The organism is Flavobacterium sp. (genome assembly GCF_036759525.1).
Lineage (GTDB): Bacteria > Bacteroidota > Bacteroidia > Flavobacteriales > Flavobacteriaceae > Flavobacterium.
Window position 1 is genome coordinate 1 of the sequence record NZ_DAIOUN010000012.1, and the last position, 19,000, is coordinate 19,000.

General features: G+C 40.4%; 17 protein-coding genes. All 17 read left to right on the forward strand.

Going from position 1 to position 19,000, the window contains the following annotated elements; translation table 11 throughout:
- A partial coding sequence (locus V7M80_RS09095) for an ABC transporter permease (protein ID WP_333695573.1) occupies positions 1–988 on the forward strand: 988 nt, incomplete at its 5' end.
- A 78-nt stretch (positions 989–1,066) separates the two neighbouring features.
- Positions 1,067–2,326, forward strand: a complete 1,260-nt coding sequence (locus V7M80_RS09100) for an ABC transporter ATP-binding protein (protein WP_333695574.1) — start codon at positions 1,067–1,069, stop codon at positions 2,324–2,326.
- Positions 2,313–3,497 carry a polysaccharide pyruvyl transferase family protein gene (locus V7M80_RS09105; protein ID WP_333695575.1) on the forward strand — a complete coding sequence of 395 codons (1,185 nt, stop codon included), beginning with the start codon at positions 2,313–2,315 and terminating at the stop codon, positions 3,495–3,497. Before V7M80_RS09100 ends, V7M80_RS09105 begins: the two co-directional genes overlap by 14 nt.
- Positions 3,494–4,402 (forward strand): glycosyltransferase family 2 protein, encoded by a 909-nt coding sequence (locus tag V7M80_RS09110; protein ID WP_333695576.1) that lies wholly within the window; start codon positions 3,494–3,496, stop codon positions 4,400–4,402. The genes V7M80_RS09105 and V7M80_RS09110 overlap by 4 nt, the downstream gene beginning before the upstream one ends.
- 49 nt (positions 4,403–4,451) lie before the next feature.
- Complete coding sequence (locus V7M80_RS09115) at positions 4,452–5,432, forward strand: glycosyltransferase family 2 protein (RefSeq protein ID WP_333695577.1); 981 nt, start codon at positions 4,452–4,454, stop codon at positions 5,430–5,432.
- Positions 5,422–6,360 (forward strand): glycosyltransferase family 2 protein, encoded by a 939-nt coding sequence (locus tag V7M80_RS09120; protein WP_333695578.1) that lies wholly within the window; start codon positions 5,422–5,424, stop codon positions 6,358–6,360. Before V7M80_RS09115 ends, V7M80_RS09120 begins: the two co-directional genes overlap by 11 nt.
- 76 nt (positions 6,361–6,436) lie before the next feature.
- A complete protein-coding gene (locus V7M80_RS09125) occupies positions 6,437–7,675 on the forward strand; it encodes a glycosyltransferase (RefSeq protein WP_333695579.1) in 1,239 nt (412 codons plus the stop codon).
- Positions 7,659–8,624, forward strand: a complete 966-nt coding sequence (locus tag V7M80_RS09130; protein ID WP_333695580.1) for a glycosyltransferase family 2 protein — start codon at positions 7,659–7,661, stop codon at positions 8,622–8,624. Before V7M80_RS09125 ends, V7M80_RS09130 begins: the two co-directional genes overlap by 17 nt.
- Positions 8,621–9,550, forward strand: coding sequence for a DUF6625 family protein (locus V7M80_RS09135; RefSeq protein ID WP_333695581.1), 930 nt, complete (start codon positions 8,621–8,623; stop codon positions 9,548–9,550). Before V7M80_RS09130 ends, V7M80_RS09135 begins: the two co-directional genes overlap by 4 nt.
- Positions 9,547–10,686, forward strand: a complete 1,140-nt coding sequence (locus tag V7M80_RS09140) for a glycosyltransferase family 4 protein (RefSeq protein ID WP_333695582.1) — start codon at positions 9,547–9,549, stop codon at positions 10,684–10,686. Before V7M80_RS09135 ends, V7M80_RS09140 begins: the two co-directional genes overlap by 4 nt.
- Positions 10,683–11,813 carry a glycosyltransferase gene (locus V7M80_RS09145; RefSeq protein ID WP_333695583.1) on the forward strand — a complete coding sequence of 377 codons (1,131 nt, stop codon included), beginning with the start codon at positions 10,683–10,685 and terminating at the stop codon, positions 11,811–11,813. Before V7M80_RS09140 ends, V7M80_RS09145 begins: the two co-directional genes overlap by 4 nt.
- Entirely contained in the window at positions 11,810–12,844 is a 1,035-nt protein-coding gene (locus tag V7M80_RS09150; protein WP_333695584.1) for a glycosyltransferase family 4 protein, read from the forward strand. Before V7M80_RS09145 ends, V7M80_RS09150 begins: the two co-directional genes overlap by 4 nt.
- A 101-nt stretch (positions 12,845–12,945) precedes the next feature.
- Positions 12,946–14,034, forward strand: a complete 1,089-nt coding sequence (locus V7M80_RS09155; RefSeq protein ID WP_333695585.1) for a glycosyltransferase — start codon at positions 12,946–12,948, stop codon at positions 14,032–14,034.
- Positions 14,031–15,428: an asparagine synthase-related protein gene (locus V7M80_RS09160; protein ID WP_333695586.1), complete on the forward strand. Its 1,398-nt coding sequence runs from the start codon at positions 14,031–14,033 to the stop codon at positions 15,426–15,428. Before V7M80_RS09155 ends, V7M80_RS09160 begins: the two co-directional genes overlap by 4 nt.
- Positions 15,425–16,591, forward strand: a complete 1,167-nt coding sequence (locus V7M80_RS09165) for a glycosyltransferase family 4 protein (protein ID WP_333695587.1) — start codon at positions 15,425–15,427, stop codon at positions 16,589–16,591. Before V7M80_RS09160 ends, V7M80_RS09165 begins: the two co-directional genes overlap by 4 nt.
- A complete protein-coding gene (locus V7M80_RS09170; RefSeq protein WP_333695588.1) occupies positions 16,588–17,760 on the forward strand; it encodes a glycosyltransferase family 4 protein in 1,173 nt (390 codons plus the stop codon). Before V7M80_RS09165 ends, V7M80_RS09170 begins: the two co-directional genes overlap by 4 nt.
- 2 nt (positions 17,761–17,762) lie before the next feature.
- Positions 17,763–19,000: MBOAT family O-acyltransferase (locus tag V7M80_RS09175; protein WP_333695589.1), on the forward strand; the 1,238-nt coding region annotated here is incomplete at its 3' end.

The window sequence follows — 19,000 nt, forward strand, 5'->3', positions numbered from 1 at the left end:
GAGGTCTTTTTTTTGTTGTCTGTTGTGGGTTGGGAGTAGGGGTGTGGGGTTGGAAGTTTCTCTTCTTTTCTTTGTGAGGGTTTTAAATAAAATGTTACTTTTGAAAATTAAAAACTATCAGATGCAATTGGAACAAAACGACGGTTGGTTGTTTGAAATTTCAGGTAAGAAATCTTTATTTTCAATTCCTTTTCGGGAGGTTTGGCATTATCGGGATTTACTTCTTTTGTTTGTGAAAAGGGATGTTATTACCTTTTACAAGCAAACGGTATTGGGGCCACTTTGGTTTATTATTCAGCCTTTGTTGACGTCTGTGATTCAGTTTTTTATTTTCAGTAAGGTAGCTCAAATACCTTCAGATGGCATTCCTTATTTTTTATTTGTATTAGCCGGAAATATTGTTTGGTTTTACTTTTCGGATTGTTTGAAAGCTACTTCTGAAACCTTTACTCAAAATCAGAATATTTTTGGTAAAGTTTATTTTCCGCGTATCATCATGCCCTTGAAGGTGGCTTTGTCTAATTTGATTAAATTTGGAATACAGTTTGTCTTTTTTATCGCTGTTCTTTTTTATTATATGTACCAAGGGGAATCGGTTGCTCCGAGTTGGGCGGTTTTGTTTTTGCCTTTAGTGGTGTTGAATGTAGCCCTTATTGCTTTGGGATTGGGCATGATTATCTCCTCATTAACGGTTAAGTATCGCGATTTAAACTTTGTTGTCACTTTTGGGATATCGTTGTTTATGTATGTAACTCCTATAGTTTATCCTACCTCATTGGTTTTGGCTCAATTGAATCCGAAGTATCACTTTGTATTGTATCTTAATCCGTTGACCGGTATTTTGGATTTTTTCAAATATGCTTTTCTGGGTACGGCTACTCCGTTGTGGGGTTCGCTACTTTACTCGGGCTTGTTTGGATTGGTGATTGCAGGAGTTGGATTGTTGTTGTTTAACCGAACCGAACGCAGTTTTATAGATGTAGTTTAGTTTGCTCTTTATACATTTTGGTTAGGATTTCATTTTTATATTTAAAAAAACAGTATTTTTAATTTCATTGCTTTTTTCATGAGTAAACCCATACTTCAAGTAACACAACTTTCAAAACAGTACCGCTTGGGCAAGATTGGTACCGGAACATTGCAGCATGATTTGAATAGATGGTGGCATAAAATTCGTGGGAAAGAAGATCCCTATTTGAAAATTGGTGAAGTGAACGATCGCAGTTCCAAAGGGAATAGTCCGTATGTTTGGGCTTTACGCGATGTAAATTTTGAGGTACAAGAGGGAGAAGTTTTGGGTATTATTGGTAAAAATGGAGCCGGAAAGTCAACTTTATTAAAATTACTATCGCGTGTCACTTCGCCCACTACGGGAACCATTCGGGCTCGGGGTCGCATTGCCTCTTTATTGGAAGTAGGTACCGGATTTCATCCGGAAATGACCGGCCGAGAAAACATCTATTTAAACGGGGCCATTTTGGGAATGACCAAGAAAGAAATTCATTCTAAAATTGATGAAATTATATCTTTTTCAGGGTGTGAACGCTACATAGATACACCTGTGAAACGTTACAGCAGCGGGATGACCGTTCGCTTGGCTTTTGCAGTAGCGGCTCATTTGGAACCTGAAATTTTGGTTGTAGATGAAGTTTTGGCTGTGGGTGATGCCGAGTTTCAGAAAAAGGCTATTGGAAAAATGCAAGATATTTCCCGAACTCAGGGGCGAACCGTTTTGTTTGTAAGTCACAATATGGCTGCTGTTAAAAGTTTGTGCACACGAGGTTTGGTTATGGAGCAGGGTAGTGTTGCTTTTGATGGACCTATAGCAGAATGTATTCAGTTTTATACCGCGTCGAAACAGCAAGTTTTTGATTTCAATACGAGTCAGCGGCAGCAATCCTCTGATGGAGTTGGGGTGCAGTCTATTGCTTTAACCGATACGCAAGGCCATCCTTTATCGGTATTTTTATCCGGTGAGACCGTTCAGATTCGGGTTCGAATAACCAAAGGTACTTATCCGAATCCCTTGCAACTGGGTATTGGGATATACAGTATTGAAGACGAACCTCAGTTTCATTGTGCTACCGAAACCCTACAAAAGCCGTATTCGATATCGGAAACCGAGTTTGAAGCCCAACTCACTATACCTAAGTGGCCTTTACATCAAGGTGTTTTTTATTTGAATATTTATATCAAAGACGGCAAACAGGTATTGGATTACCTCAAAGAAGCTCTCTGGTTGCAGTCTGAAAAAGGAGATTATTATCATACCGGAGTTTTACCTTCCTGGAATAAAGGATTTTATTGTGATTATGACTGGAACTAAACCTCAAATTGTCTATTTTTTATCTGCATCCGATCGAATCAACTATGGCGATTTGTTGTTTCCGCTGGTTTTTCAAGCCTTTGCGAAAGATGCCGGTTATGCGGTTGATTTTCGCAATTATGGAGTTGTTTCCAGTAATTTGACTCATTTCAAAGCTTTACCCACTTCTTCTTATGCTTCTTTGTTGCGGGATTTGAAACGCGAACCCGGTAAATTGGTTGTAGGGGGCGGCGAGGTTTTTTTTGCTTCTTGGTCTACTTTGTATGCTTTTATTCAGCCGTTGTATTCCCGTTTGATGCGAAAACCGCGTTTTAAACGCTTGTTGCAACGCTATGCCGTAGCTTCTCGTTTATTGGGAACACGAGCTGTACAAGTTCCGTTTTGTCCTTTACCATCCGAATTGGGTGTGCCTCAACTTCCCATTTATTACAGTTCGGTTGGAGGAGCTTTTTCCGGCACTCCACAAACGGGGTTGAATTTGCATTTGCAACAGGCACTAACCGCTGCACGTTTGGTATCGGTTCGCGATGAGCGAAGTTTCAAAAGTATGAAGGAGCATTCGGTTTCGGCCCAATTGGTTCCCGACTCCGCTTTGTTGATGTCTGAGTTGTTTCCGATTGCTTTTTTGGAAACTCAACTTTCGTTTTCAAATCTTTCGTTTTCTCAACCCTATTTGTACTTGCAATTGGGTTCTTATAAAGGCCCTACTGATTTGAAAAACTTTGCGGTTTCTTTACGTGAGCTTGCTGATTCTTTAGGATTGCAAGTTGTTTTGTGTCCAATTGGTCTTGCTCCCGGACATGAAGATGATACTATTTTGAAGGCCTTTGCTGCTTTAGATACTACTTTTAGGTATGTACAACCCCAATCGGTATATGATGTTATGTTTCTTATTGCTCAATCGAAACTGTATTTGGGTACCAGTTTGCACGGCATTATTACAGCTCAAAGTTTTGGAGTGCCTTGTTTTGGATTGAATCCCAAATTATCTAAAGTGAGTTCGTATATTCAAACTTGGATTGATCCCACTTTTTCGTGTTTCGATTTTGATTCATTGGCAGAGGTGTCTGCACTGTACCGCAATTGGCCAACGGAGCGAATTAGCCTTCAAACGGCGGAGCAAAAACAAATGGTTGCTCAGAATTTACATCAAATTCTTCAAGATTTATGAGTACGTTTGTTATACTAGTAACCTATAATGCTCTCCCTTGGATAGATGCTTGTTTGGAGTCGGTGCGTGATTATCCGGTAGTGGTGGTTGATAATTTGTCGACCGATGCGACCGTAGCCCATTTGAAATCCCACTATCCTAAAGTTACGGTTTTACCTCAAGCCACCAATTTGGGTTTTGGTCAGGGCAACAATGTGGGTATTCGTTATGCTTTGGACCAAGGAGCTACTTCCGTTTTTTTGTTGAATCAAGATGCTTATATGCATCCGGGTTCGCTGTCACTTCTTTTGGAGCAGCAACACAAAAATCCCGACTACGGTATATTGAGTCCGGTACATTTGAACGGCACCGGAACGGCTTTGGATTTTAATTTCTCCAAGTATATGCAATCTTCCACCGAGCCTTCTTTTTATTCGGATGCCGTTTTGGGACAATCGGTTTCATTGTATACTGTTCCTTTTGTTAATGCTGCCGCTTGGTTGATTCGATTGTCGTGTTTGGAGCGGGTAGGTGGTTTTGATCCGTTGTTTTTTCATTACGGAGAAGACGATAATTACTGCCAACGGGTATTGTTTCACGGTTTTCAAATTGGTGTGGTTCGGGATGCCTATGTGCGTCACGATCGCGAGGCACGCCAACCTCAATCTATTTTACCCGGAAGTTTAGCCTATTGGACTCAAAAAGAACGCAATTATAAAATCAGACAAGGCGATATTCGGGTTACGCCTCAATTTTCACAAATTGAAAAAAAATTGCAAAAGAAGATTCTTTTTTCCGTATTGAAGTTACGTCTTTCAGAAGCTCGTTTGGCATTGCATGAGCTTCAATTGGTTCGAAAAATCAAACCCGGTATATTGGAGAGTCGCAAGTTAAACACCGTCTTAGGGCCTACACACCTTCGTTAATTTGGTGGTTTGTGTTCAATTCGCTACATTCGTTTTATAAATAGAATGCATGTCTTGTCAGGTTTCCATCATTATTCCCACTTTCAATAGAGCCTCTCTTATTGTAGCCACGTTACAGCGTATACAGGAGCAAACTTTTACGTCTTGGGAGTGTTTGATTGTTGATGATGGAAGTACCGATACTACACTTGAAACTGTAGGACGTTTTATTGCTCAGGATTCCCGTTTTGCTTTGTATTCCCGTCCGGAATCACTTTTGAAAGGGAGTAATTCTTGTCGGAATTTTGGCTTTGAAAAGGCTCAAGGAGCTTGGGTGCATTTTTTTGACAGTGACGATGTGTTGGAACCTACTTTTTACGAAACTCTTTTAACCGGAGATTTAGCCGGAATTCAAATGGTAGCCGGTTCCTATTTTGTGACGGATTCTCATTTGCAAAAGCGAGAAGCCGTTTCGTTAACGCTGAAATCGACTTTGTTTCGCGATTATGTACTATGGCGTTTGAAATTGATTACCGGTTGTGTTATTTTCCGAAAATCGTTTTTACTACAGCAGACTTTTCCGTTATTTCATCCCGATTTGCATCGGGGTCAGGAAACCGAATTGTTTTCCCGTTTGTTTTTCCAACTGGAACCTTCTGCCTATCGTATCTATGATTTTCCCTTGTTTTTGTATCGTCAGCATCCTGATTCCAAAACAGCTCAACATCAAACCTATTTGCCTCTTTATAAGCAGTCCCAGTTTTGGGTACTTCAACAAATTAGAACCTTGAGTCAATCGTTGCAGGATTCCGAACTGAATCGGCATTTTTTCAATACCCTTACGGTATTGTTTTTTGATGCGGTAACCCATCGCGATTTGGCTTTAGCACCCGCTGTATTACGGGAAATGATTTCCTTATTGAAGTCGTACTCCCATGTAAAATCATTGGAAGTATTCGTTTTAGGTCATTTGGTTTTGTGGTTTCAACGTCCTGTGTACCGTTTGCGAAAGCGATGGCTTCATTTTTATCCGGATACCCATGAAAAATAAAGTATCTCTACTTATTCCGGTATTCAACAGGGCTGAATGGATTGCCCAGACTCTGGATTCCATTCTCAGGCAAACCCATACGGATTGGGAGTGTTTGCTTGTTGATGATGGCTCTACCGATTCTACACGGGACGTGGTTCTGTCTTATTGCGAACGCGATGCCCGATTTCGATTGTTTACTAGACCCGACAATCGGATGAAAGGCCCCAATGCGTGTCGCAATTACGGTTTTGAGCAAAGTACGGGTTCCTTTATTTATTTTTTTGACAGTGACGATTTGCTTTTACCGGAAGCATTGGCCACCTATCTTTCCCATTTTGATTCAACTACAGAAGCTGTTATTGCCCCTGTGCAAAAGATTTCGGCTAAGGATGGGCGATTTTTGTCTAAATCTCAAATTTATTCTGAAAATCTTATCGAAGCTTATTTTATTGGAACCGTTTCATTTTACGTTTGCGGTCCAATGTGGCGTCGTTCTTTTTTGGAGCAACAACCGGAACTTTTTGATGAAGAACTTCGAAATTTGGATGATTGGGATTTTAACTTACGCATGCTTTATGCCCAGCCCCAATTGCAGTTTTTGACGACTCCTTTGGTGCAATATCGGCAGCATGATATGTCCTTGAAACAAGAATTATCCAAAGGAAATCCGGAAGAAATTGCTTCGGCTTATCAGGCTCGGTTTAAGCATTTGGCTTTGTTGACTGCACAGAATCCTGCACAACGGCCACTTTACCAAAGGCATATAGCCCGTTTTTATCGCAAAACCTTGCGAAGAGCACTTATAGGTGGTTGGCCTTGGTGGGGCTATTACAAGAGCCTAACCTCATTGCTTTTTCAAACGCATGATTTTGCAATTTGGTTGCGGGTTAGTTTGGGAGCTGTTTTGCTGTTGACTTTTAAAAAAGGCTATCGTTTATTGGATTGATTGTCCTGTTACCTGTTCTAAAAGTTTTGGGGTAAAAAATACGTTATCCTTTAAAAAATATCCGTAAGTTTATGCCATGAAGCCTTTGCGAATTTTATATGTAGTGACTACTTTTCCCAGTGTTACGGAGACTTTTATCGCTTCGCAGGTAGCCGATATGATTGATCGGGGACATGATTGTACCCTTTTTGCATACAATCCTGGGACCGATGCTGTAGTACATCAATTGGTTTCGGATTACGGTTTAACGCAAAGGGCTATCGTTCATTTTAAAAATGCGAAAACCCGTTGGGGTGTGTTTAAAGGATTGGTTCGTTTTGCCATTCGCCATTTTTTTTCATTGGATTATCCGGTTTTGTTTTCTTTGTTGTTGCCTACAGCCCAAAAGGCTGAGCGACGCAAGTTGTATTGGGATATGCCGGTTTTTTTACTTCGCAAGCGTTTTGATGTTATTCATTGTCATTTTGGTTTTAACGGTGTAAAGGTTGCCCGTTTTAAAAAAGCCGGATTATTGAACAATTCTCGATGTATCGTTACATTTCACGGTTCGGATTTAACTCCTTCAAAAGTATCGGAATACCGTTCCTTATATGCTGATATGTTTGCTCATTTTGAAGCTTTTACTGTAAACACACTCTATTTGAAAAAGATTTTATTGCAGGTAGCCCCTTATTTAGAATCGGTTTCGGTATTACCGGTTGGATTTCATCCTAGGTATTTAGAGCCCTATTTGCATTTGCCCAAAATGCCCCATTTTACTTTGGTTTTTTGTGGTCGTTTTATTGCCTTGAAAGGACCGGATCGGGCTTTGATTTTGCTATCCATTTTGAAAAATCAAGGTTTTGCCGATATGCAACTGCTCATGATTGGAGAGGGGCCACTTGAAGCTGAATTGCGTCAACAGGCACTCGATTTGGGCATTGCTTCACAGATACGTTGGACCGGAGCTTTATCGCAAGAAGCTGTTTTTGATTGGATGGGCCGATCGCATGTTTTTATTTATACCGGTTTGGAAGAGCCCGAAACCGGACGAGCCGAAACCCAAGGATTGGTTATTCAGGAAGCTCAGTTTTTGAAGTTACCGGTAGTGGTATCTACTGTAGGAGGGGTTACCTACGGACTATTGAAAAACGAATCCGGTTTTTTGATAGATTCTGAGGATATGGTTATATTCGCATCCGCAATAACTGAACTTTTCAATCATCCTTCTTTGCGGGATGCTATGGGGGAGAAGGGGCATGCTTTTGTTTGCGAACACTATACAGCTTCCTTATTGGGTAATTTATTGCTTGCTATTTATGAAAACCGAGCTTGATTCAATATTGCATTCCTCTCCGTTGGTTTCTATCCTTATTCCAACATACAATCGTGCTCATTTGCTGGGCGAGACTTTAGATAGTGTATTGGCTCAAACCTACACCCAATGGGAATGTATAGTTGTTGATGATGGCAGTACAGATGATACGGCGATGTTAGTTGCGTCTTATTTAGCACGTGACCCCCGTATTTTCTATTATCAAAGACCGGAATCATTTAAACCCGGTGGCAATGGAGCTCGTAATTTTGGTTTCCAACAAAGTACAGGAGCCTATGTGCATTGGTTTGACAGTGACGATTTGATGGCTCCGCAAAAATTAGAATTGGCCCTAACTGGTTTGCTTTCCTTTTCGGCAGATGTATTGGTGTGTAAACCGGCATCGGATAGCCATTCGTTTGCAACGACTCTGACCGATGTTCGAGAGGAGATTCATACCGATTTTTACCGCACATATCTATTGAACCGTTTGTCTATACTAACCGGAGATGTTGTGTTTAAACGTGAAGTTGTTGCTCCTTTTACCTTTGATGAAGCCTTGCGGAAAGCTCAAGAGTTTGAGTTTTTTACCCGTGTTTTTGCTCAACCATTGCGTTTTGTTTTTACCAATTCGGGATTGTGGTACCATAGGGAAACTATGGATTCTATATCCCGTTTGTCCGGAAATTTGAATGAGCATCAATTGAATTCTTTGGTATATTTGTCTTCAAAATTGCAAAAAAGATATGCTTCCGATTCGGAATTGTTGCACGAAGCAAAACGCTACGGTAGAAAGTTATACATTAGTCTTATTAAGGCCAAACAAGTACGATTTGTGATAAAGCATTATGGATTTTTTGCCCGCTGTTTTTCGGTTACCTATCCCGTCTTTTTTTTCTGGATTTTTTACAATTTGCTAACCCAAAAAGGTTTTGATGCTTTGCGAAAAAGAAGCTCACAGTCCCTATGAAGTCTGTAGTTCTCATATTGCCTTATTTTGGAAAGTGGCCTGTTTGGTTTGAAGCTCATTTGCTTTCCATTTCTCACAATCCTACCATTGATTGGTTGCTAATTACCGATTGTGATATTCCTGAATTTTATCCTAAAAATATACGTTTTATCTCAACTTCTTTGTCTGAATTGAATGTTAAAGTCAATGCCATTGTTGAGGCACAAGTACCGCTTTCTCCTCGAAAGTTTTGTGATTTGAAGCCGGCCTATGGAGCAATTTTTGAGGAATATATAACAGAATATGATTTTTGGGGTTTTTGTGATATGGATATCATTTGGGGTGCTATTCGTACGTTCATCACCCCTGATATATTAGAAAAATATGATATTATTTCCAGCCGTAAGGATGCGATTTCCGGTCATTTTAATTTGTTTCGCAATACCGAATTCTATCGTACTCTTTACAAACAAGTTCCCCACTATAAGACCCTTTTTGAATTGCCTAAATTTCAGTGGTTTGACGAGCATGTTTTAACTTCTTTTTTGCAAAATAATCCCACTTTATGTCGTGTTTATTGGGATGACATTTTGTTAAATCAGGAGCGTGGACGCGATTCGCACCAAGATTATTATTTAGATCGATGGCTTTGGAAATCCGGCCAAATGCTTGATACCCATACACAAGATGAAGTCCTGTATTTGCATTTTATCAATTGGAAGCGAACTCTCACCTCGAGTGAAGTAGTTTACACAAAGGCACCTGAATCTTTTTATATTTCTTATTCCGGTATTCATCATACCCAGCACCACCCCTTCGACTTTGTATGGAATGGGTTGTATCGTTTTTTTAACGGTTATTATCGCAGAGAATGGCGACGCCTTTTTCTGAAAAAAATAGCATCCTATACCAAACGTATTCGTAAAAAATTGAATTTGAGTTTATGAAAAAAATAGCTTTATTGCATCCTTTTACGGCCCAAGCCATAGGTTTGAAAGAGTCGGATTTGTTGACTTCACATAGTAAGTCTCATGTCATGGCTTTACAAGCCTTGGTAGAAAATGATCCTTCTTTTTCTTTTGCAGTAGACTATTTTACGGGGTCATTTTTTCCAAAGAAGCGAAAGGTTTCCGGAGTATTGAAACGATTTTGGCCCGTATCGCATCCTATTTTGAAACGGCATCAATGGCGGAACCAATCTTCGGCCTCTCATTTTAAGTTTTACAGACACTCTGCACCCGATGTTACCCTAATCAATATGTCGGGGCACGGAAGTTCTTATATTTTTCAATTGGGGCAATTTCTCAAATCACAACAAAAACCTTATATAGCTATGCTAGGCGGATTGCATGTGAGTTATGATGGGCCCGCTTTGACTTATTATCAGAACGCCCACCATTTGTTGGTTCATACCGCTTATCAAAAAAAACAATTGCAAGAGCATCCTCATTTTGCTCCATTAGACATTCGGGTGTTGCCATTGGGAATTGATACTACCGTATTTCAACCCATTTTAAAAAGGGAATCCCAACCTTTGGTTATTACTTATGTAGGAAGGATTTCCCGATTGAAGCAAATTGAGTTGGCATTGAGAGCCTTTGCCTATTGTTTGGAGCAAGGTTTGACCTCATTGCAATTTCAATTGATCGGTCCGGTGAGTGATCCCGATTATTATCAAGAGTTGCAAGATTTGGCTTTAACATTGGGTTGTTTTGACCAAATACAGTTTGTTGGTTCTGTTTCTCATGATCAATTGCCAGAATATTATGCTAAAAGTACTATTTTAGCTCTTCCGAGTCAGCATGAATCTTTTGGGATGGTAATGACAGAAGCTATGGCATGTGGGGTTCCTGTAGTAGCTTTAAAGGGAGCAGGAGGTCCTGATGAAGTTATAACCTCCGGAGAAGATGGGCTTCTTACCACAGCGGTAGCCTATTCTCAGGCGGTTTATGAATTGCTTTCGAACCCACAAATGCTTCAAGAACTCTCTCGGGCTGCACGGAAAAAAGTACTTGAAAAGTTTAGCATTCAAAGTACAATAACCCAATTGCAAGAATCGCTTAATTCTATATTTCCTTCATGAAACCACATCTCGTAAGGCTATTTACTCCCCAAGAATTGAATCATTCTTCCTATGTTCAAACCGGATTGTTTGAACTGGAGCAAGCCGGATTTATACGAACGCAAGTGGTTTTTTGTGTTTTAAAACGAATGGGTACGTTGTGGGTTACTCCTCAAGGTGTGGAAGAGCGAAATCAACCGCATCCTAAGACTTCATTTTATGAGTTGGAAGATGCAACTACGGGAAAGGTGATTCGATTTGCCACCGATTTGTATGATGCTGCCGATTCTTTTTCGTTGTATGCGTTAACGCATTGTGATTATGTTTTCAAACGCAATTATCAATCTCAATTTGTTTCGCATTTGCCTAAAGAATTTCAAGCTAAACTTTTGCCTTTAGGACTTACGTTTGGTGTTTTTTCACCGTATCGTCATTCTCAATCTCTTTTTTTTAGAGGATTACTCTGGAGTAATTTGCGTTTGCAATTTAAAATAGATCGTCTTTTTTTTCATCGATTGGTCACTACCTATTCGCAACAAATGGCCCATTGGAAGTTTGTACAAACTTCACGTAGCCTTTCACATTTTGCTATTCCGGAACGCGGTTCAGAATCTACAATTTTGTTTCAGACCCGCTGTTTTTTACATGAAGATAACCCTGATTTAAAGGCGGTACATCAGGATCGCTATCGCATTATTCAATTGATGCGTGAAAAATTCCCCTTGCAATTTCGGGGAGGTTTTGTTCCTTCCCCCTTTGTTATGGCACATTATCCTGATGCGGTGACTTCCTTAAAAACCGATCCGCAATCCTATTTAGAATTGGTTAAAAAGGCTCGAATTGTCATTTATACACGCGGTATACAAGATTCTCCGGCTTGGAAAATGGCCGAATATTTGTCGCAAGGCAAAGTTATTTTGGCAGAACGCATGTCGACGGAATTGCCCGTACCTTTGGAACATGGAAAACACGTTCTTTTTTTCAATTCTATTGCTGAAATTCCCTTACTTTGTGAGCACGTGTTGGAGGACACTGCCTTGTGTGAACGATTGAGTCAAAATGCCCGAGCGTATTATGAAACCGTTATTTCGCCTCCTTTGAATATCAAACGCCTTCTTCAAATTATGTTGGAAAATCCCAAACCATGAAAAAGTTCATAGTTCATCATCGTTCTCCTCATCATGCACAGTATTCAGGATACGGTCGCTTGTTGGACTATTTGGAACAACCGGTTTTGATTCCTTCCGGCTCTAGTCTGATGCCCTATCCAGTAGCCAAATGGTTGTCTAAGAGGTGCCAACCGGGTTACGGTACTTATGATTCGAATAGTGTACTTAAAGAATGGCAACTTTTTTGGACACTGGTTTCTTCTTTGGGTACTTCTCGCATGGTTCATTATTTGAATGGAGAGCGTGATATTCGGTATGTAAAACAACTGGCACAAACAGTTTTTCAGGTTCCGGTTGTAGCTACTTTTCATAAACCTCCTTTGGTATTGGAGCAAACCTTACCTCACTTTTCATTTTTGAAAGGGATGGCCGGTGCCATAGCGGTGGGTCCCAATCAAGTTGATTTTTTAAAAAATCGACTAGAAACCGATGCCGTTTCATTCATTCCACACGGAATAGACACAACTTTTTTTTCTCCGGCATCCGATGTAGAACCCGATGCTTGTCATTTGCTTTTTGTGGGTCAGCATCTCAGAGACTTTGAAGCTTTGGCTTATGTAGTTCCCCGTTTGGCTCAACAATTGCCTCATTTGCAGGTTACGGTAGTTTTACGAAGTGAATTTGCCCGATTTGTTCCGGTACATTCTTGTATACGGGTTTTGAGCGGGGTTTCGGATGTTGATTTGTTGCATTTGTATCGCCGAGCCACTGCTTTGTTTTTGCCTTTAAAAGACAGTACAGCTTGCAATTCCATTTTGGAAGCTATTGCCTGTGGTTTACCCACTCTAACAACTGATGTGGGTGGTGTACGAGGGTATTTGGATGAAACCACTAGTGTTTTGGTACCTCCCAATGCTTATGATGATTTGTATGAAGCTACTTTGAGTTATTTGCAAAATCCTGATTTGCAGATGCAATTGCGTCGAGCATTAAGAACCTCGGTTTCTCAATTTTCGTGGGAGCAAGTGGCAGCAGAAGTAAGCCGTTTTTACAGTCAGTTTGAAGTGTAATAGGGACAAAAACCCTTTGTATTTTAATAGGACATCTAAAACTTTTATAGTATGTTTGTTCTGTTTATATTCAGATTGTTTTCTCTGATACCTAAATTGAAATGACCCGTTCCAAAATACGAATTTTATATACGATACCCAATTTTGATACTGCCGGAAGCGGAAAGGTGGTTTATGATTTGGTAAAGGGTTTGAATCCGGATTTATTTGAGGTTTTTATTTTATGTCATCATTCCAAAGGTCTTTTTTTTAAAGAAGTTGAAGCTTTGGGAGTTCCTATCCATTTCTTGCAAACCACTGTACCTTTGCGACCCTATTTGAGTTTGTATTCTCGTTTGCAGCCTTATCGCAATTTTATTAAAACCCATCAGATAGATGTAGTTCATTCTTGGCATTGGAGCAGTGATTGGACAGAGATTTTGGCAGCCCGTTTGGGTGGAGCCCGTTACGTGTACACCAAGAAAGCCATGAATTGGGGCAATATACATTGGAAAATAAAGAGTTTTCTAGCTGATTGGATTGTAACTATAAATGCAGATATGCATGCGTTTTTTCCCTATAAAAAGCAGCAAAAACTCATTCCGATAGGTTTGGATATGGATGTGTATTCCCGAAAACATTTTCCCCAAATGCCCTCTTCGGGTACTTTTAGAATTCTTACCGTAGCCAATTTGGTTCCGGTTAAAAATATTGAATTGTTGTTGGAAGCGATGTATTTGCTTCGCGATTTAAACATTGAATTGCACATTGTTGGCGATTCTGAAACCCCCTATGCCGCTTTTTTGCAAGAGCAAGTTTTACGTTTAGGACTTAGTGAGCGTGTGGTTTTTACCGGAAAACAAGTAGATGTCCGGCCGCTTTTGGCTCAAGCCGATTTGGAAGTTATGTGCAGTCATCACGAAGGTTTGGGTATGGCTTTGTTAGAAGCCATGAGCCTGGAAGTTCCCGTATTGGGTTCGGATGTCCCCGGTATTAATTTTATTTTAAAGGATTTCCCAGAATATCGATTTGAAAGCGGAAATGCTTCGGAGTTGGCTCAAAAAATTTCTTATTTTTATAACCTAAACTCTGCAGAGCGACAAGCTATTGGAGTAGCCTTACGAACCTATGCAACCACGCATTTTTCATTGGCCTCTTTTATTGCTCAACATGAAGTTTTGTACAGACAATTAGCCCAAAACAGAAGATGAAGTCCGTTCAAACTCCTATATTACCGGTAGCACCTTATTTTGTTGGAGATCCACAAAAATTGGATTACCGAGCCATTTGTGTTTTTGCGGCAACCGGCTTTTTCTTTGATCAAGACACGTATTATGAAGGTCAAAAAGTATTGCGACCGGGAACGCTTTATACGCTAGATTCCGAAAAAGGGACCGTGTTATCGGAAGAACCCTATTTTGAGTGGCATTATGCACCTGTTGAACGGTCTTTTGAAACAGTGGTTCAGGAATTTGCTACTTTATTTGAATCTCTTATAGCCGAGCAAGTTACTGATAAAAAAGTTATCTTGCCTCTTTCCGGTGGATTAGACAGTAGGACTTTGGCTGCGGCTTTACATCATTTGGGAGCCGATGTTTCGAGTTACAGTTATGAGCTAGCCTCCGGACACCCCGAAACCCTTTACAGTGCCCAAATTGCTCAAGTGTGTGGGTTTCCCTTTGAGAAATGGGTAATTCCGCCCGGTTATTTATGGGATTCCATAGAGACTGTTGGAGCTTTAAACGGTTGCTACACCGAGTTTACCCATCCACGTCAGGTGGCAGTTATGGAGCGTTGGCAGTCTATGGGTGACGTGTTTTGTTTGGGTCATTGGGGCGATGTCCTTTTTGATTCTATGCATGTACCGGATGATTTGGATTTTGAAGGTCAGGTTAAAGTGTTGTATGAAAAAGTTTTGAAGAAGCAAGGCATTCCTTTTGCAGAAGCTTTGTGGACCAGCTGGGGTTTGGAGGGTCAATTTGCCCCTTATTTGGAGTCGCGTATACGTGAGGGATTGGCTCAAATTCCGATACCTCAGAGTGCAAATGCCCGTATACGAGCTTTTAAAAGCAAGTATTGGGCACCACGATGGACGAGTGTAAATCTTCAGTTTTTTGGAGCTCATAAACCTATGCTTTTACCTTATTATGACAATCGAATGTGTGCTTTCATTTGTTCGGTTCCCGAAGCTTATTTAGCTGATCGGCAGATTCAAATTGCCTATCTGAAACTTCGAAATCCGGGATTGGCTCAAATCACTTGGCAAGACCATCGTCCGTTTAACTTGTATACTTATACTTGGAACACTTTTCCTTGGAATTTTCCTTTTCGAGTAAAACAAAAATGGGTTAATTCGGTCTGGAAGCCTTTGTTTGGGAATCAAAAATTGGTTCGGAACAATTATGAGAATCAGTTTTTAGGTCCGGAAAATGCTGCAAAACTGGAAGAATGGTTGTTTGAAAACCCTCATTTTTCATCATGGGTAGATACCGCATTGGTACAACGTTTTTATGACGGATTTACTTCGGGAGCTCATTTGGCTCACTCTCATGTGATAAGTACATTACTTACGCTATCGGTTTTTTCTAAAATTCATAAGTTATGAAACGAAAAACGATAGCTCTTTATACCGGAGAAGTGCCTCCGGCTCCTTTTTTGGAACGTTTGGCTTTGGGGTTAGCACAAATGGAATATTCGGTTTTGTTAATGGGGTCGGTTCGTCGCAGAGTGGTTTATGATTCTCCTTTTTTACGGGTTGTGGGGCCCTCCAAAGGATGGACACGTTATTTGTTTTTTTTGCGGTATGCTTTTTTGTTGACTGTATTTCAACCTAAGGCGAAACAGAAATTGGATCGGATGTTGCAAGAGGAGGGAAGATTTACCTATTCCCATCGGATAAAATATTATCCGGTTTTGTATCACAAACCGGATGTTTTTCATTTGCAGTGGGCTAAGTCGGTTGCGGATTGGGCTTGGGTTAAGCATTTTGGAATGCGTTATGTAGTGAGTCTTCGCGGGGCTCACATCAATTACAGTCCGATTTGTGATCCTCAATTGGCAGAACTTTATCGAACTTATTTTCCTGAAGTAGATGCCTTTCATGCGGTATCTGAAGCAATTTCTCAAGAGGCTCAACTTTATTTGGCTCCAGCCGAATCTATACGGGTTATTTACAGCGGACTGTCGCTTTCGGATTGGAAGTTCAGACCCAAAGAAACCCCATCAAAAGTTTTCACACTAGTATCGGTGGGTAGAGCCCATTGGATTAAAGCCTATCCTTTCGCATTGGATGTGGCTTATGAATTGAAGCAAAAAGGAATTGTATTTCGTTACGAATTGTTGGGTGTTGAGCCTACAGAAGAATTACTTTTTCAATGTGAACAATTGAATCTTTTGGATAGTGTATTTTTTTTACCACCAGTACCTCCGGCAGCAGTTTCGGGGTATATTCAAAAAGCAGACGTGTTATTTTTACCCAGTTATAAGGAAGGAATTGCCAATGTGGTTTTGGAAGCTATGGCGTTGGGGACTTTGGTCGTTACGTCAGATTCCGGTGGCATGACTGAAGTGGTTCGTTCCGGTGAGAATGGTTTTGTATTTCCAACCCGAGATGTAGAAGCTGCAGTCGCAAGGCTTTTGGAATTGCAGCAGTTGGATGCCGTTTCCCGTTTACGTCTATTGGAGAATGCAAGAGCTACTATAGAGGCACAACATTCGGCACAATTGATGTTGGCCGGTTTCGAATCGCTTTATTCTTTTAACTCATGAAAATAGGTCTTGTACTTCCTGCTATTCCAGCCTATTCGGAAACCTTTTTCAGGTCTAAAATAGAAGGTTTGAAACGTGAAGGGCATGAAGTGCTTTTGTTTGTAAAAGAGCCGCCTACGTATTCTTTTGATTTGTGTAATGTAGTAGTGGCTCCTTCGTTGTATCGTTTTCATAAACGGTGGTTTTGGGAGTGGTTTCGAGTTATTGGGTATTTGCTTTTCAATTTTCCCAAAGCATTTCGGTTATTTTCACTGCATTTTAAAAATGAGAACTCTTATTTTAAAGCCTTTCAAAATGTTCTAATCAATGCTCATTTTTTACCTTACACTTTAGATTGGCTTCATTTTGGGTTTGGAACTTTAGCTTTGGGACGCATTCATGTAGCAGAAGCTATTGGAGCCCAAATGGGAGTAAGTTTTCGGGGATTTGATTTGTTTATTTATCCTGTAAAGCATCCGGGTTGTTACCGGGAATTGTTTTCTAAAACGGTATGTTATCATGTGCTTTCCGAGCAAATGAAGCAACATCTGATGGCTTGTGGTGTGCCAGAACATTTCATTCAAATAATCCCACCCGCTCTGAAATTGGAAGATTTCAAACCTTCAGATCGTGCCTTAGCTTCACCTTATCGGTTATTGACCGTTGGGCGGTTGCATTGGAAAAAAGGATTGGAGTCGGTTTTAACCGCTTTAGCAATTTTACAACAGGAAGGAGTTGATTTTACATATACCATTGTAGGGTCGGGACCCGAGTTGGAGCGATTGCAGTTTGCCGTCTATCAATTGGGACTCACAGAGCGTGTATTTTTTAAAGGAAAACTCCCTCATGCAGAGGTTCTGGCACTTTATCAAGACCATCAAATTTATATTCAATACAGTTTTCAAGAAGGTTTTTGCAACGCCGTTTTGGAGGCCCAAGCTTCCGGATTATTGTGTGTGGTAAGTGATGCCGACGGTTTGGACGAAAATATATTACACGGAGTAACCGGATGGGTCGTGCCCAAACGCAATCCGAAAGCTTTGGCAGCACAATTGATAGAAGTGACTCAACTGAGTCCTGCGGTTCAATCGGAGTTTCGGGCAAGAGCTTACAAACGCGTTCAGGCCTTGTATGGTTTGGAACTGCAACAGCAATCGTTTGCTGCTTTTTATTCACAAAAAAGAGATTAAGTATGCTATTTAATTCGTTGGAATTTTTACTTTTTTTGCCTTTGGTTTTTACCCTTTATTGGTTGGTTAATCAAAAAGCTTTAGCATTGCAAAACGCCTTGTTATTGGGTGCCAGTTATTATTTTTACGCTTGTTGGGATTGGCGTTTTTTGTTTTTATTGCTTTTCTCTACGGTTTTAGATTACACTGCCGGATTACAAATGCAACGGGCCACTACCGAACGGTATCGCACCTTTTGGTTTTGGTTGACCGTGTGTGTAAATATTGGTTTTTTGGGTGTTTTTAAGTATTACAATTTTTTTGCCGAATCTTTTGCTTCGCTATTGGTACAATTCGGTTTTGAAGTTCATATGCGAACGTTGGCGGTTATTCTTCCCGTTGGGATTTCATTCTATACTTTTCACGGATTGTCGTATGTGATTGATATTTACAAAAGACGTATTCCGGCAGAATCGCATTTTGTATCTTATGCACTGTTTGTGAGTTATTTTCCTTTACTGGTAGCCGGTCCGATTGAACGGGCTACTCACTTATTACCTCAAATTAAAAAGAAACGCGTATTCAAAATGTCACAAGCCCTGCAAGGTGTCAAACAAATTGTGTGGGGTTTGTTCAAAAAAGTGGTAATAGCCGATCATTGTGCATTTTTTGTGGATCAACTTTTTTCGCAGTCGGCTACCTTGTCAGCACCCGAGTTGTGGATGGGTAGTATTTTATTTGCTTTTCAAATTTATGGTGATTTTAGTGGCTATTCGGATATCGCTTTAGGAACTTCTAAGTTGTTTGGGATTGATTTGTTGCGAAATTTCAACTTTCCTTATTTTGCCAAAGATATAGCCGATTTTTGGAGAAGGTGGCATATCTCTTTATCCACTTGGTTTCGGGATTATCTTTACATTCCGCTAGGAGGGAGTAGGGTTTCCAAATGGCTTAGTATTCGCAATACCTTTGTTATTTTTCTGGTAAGTGGTTTTTGGCATGGAGCCAATTGGACTTTTATTATATGGGGCTTGATTCATGCTTTGTTGTTTTTACCTTTGTTATTGACTCAAACCAATCGGAATTCGGTTTTGACGCCCGGATATACTTGGCGTGATATTCACAAAGTAGCTTTCACTTTTTTGATGGTGTGCATGGCTTGGATCTTTTTCAGAGCAGATACCGTTACAGATGCCTTTCACTATATCGTTGGTCTATTTGATTGGCATTCCCCTTCACTTGCCTTTTTTACTAAAAGTGC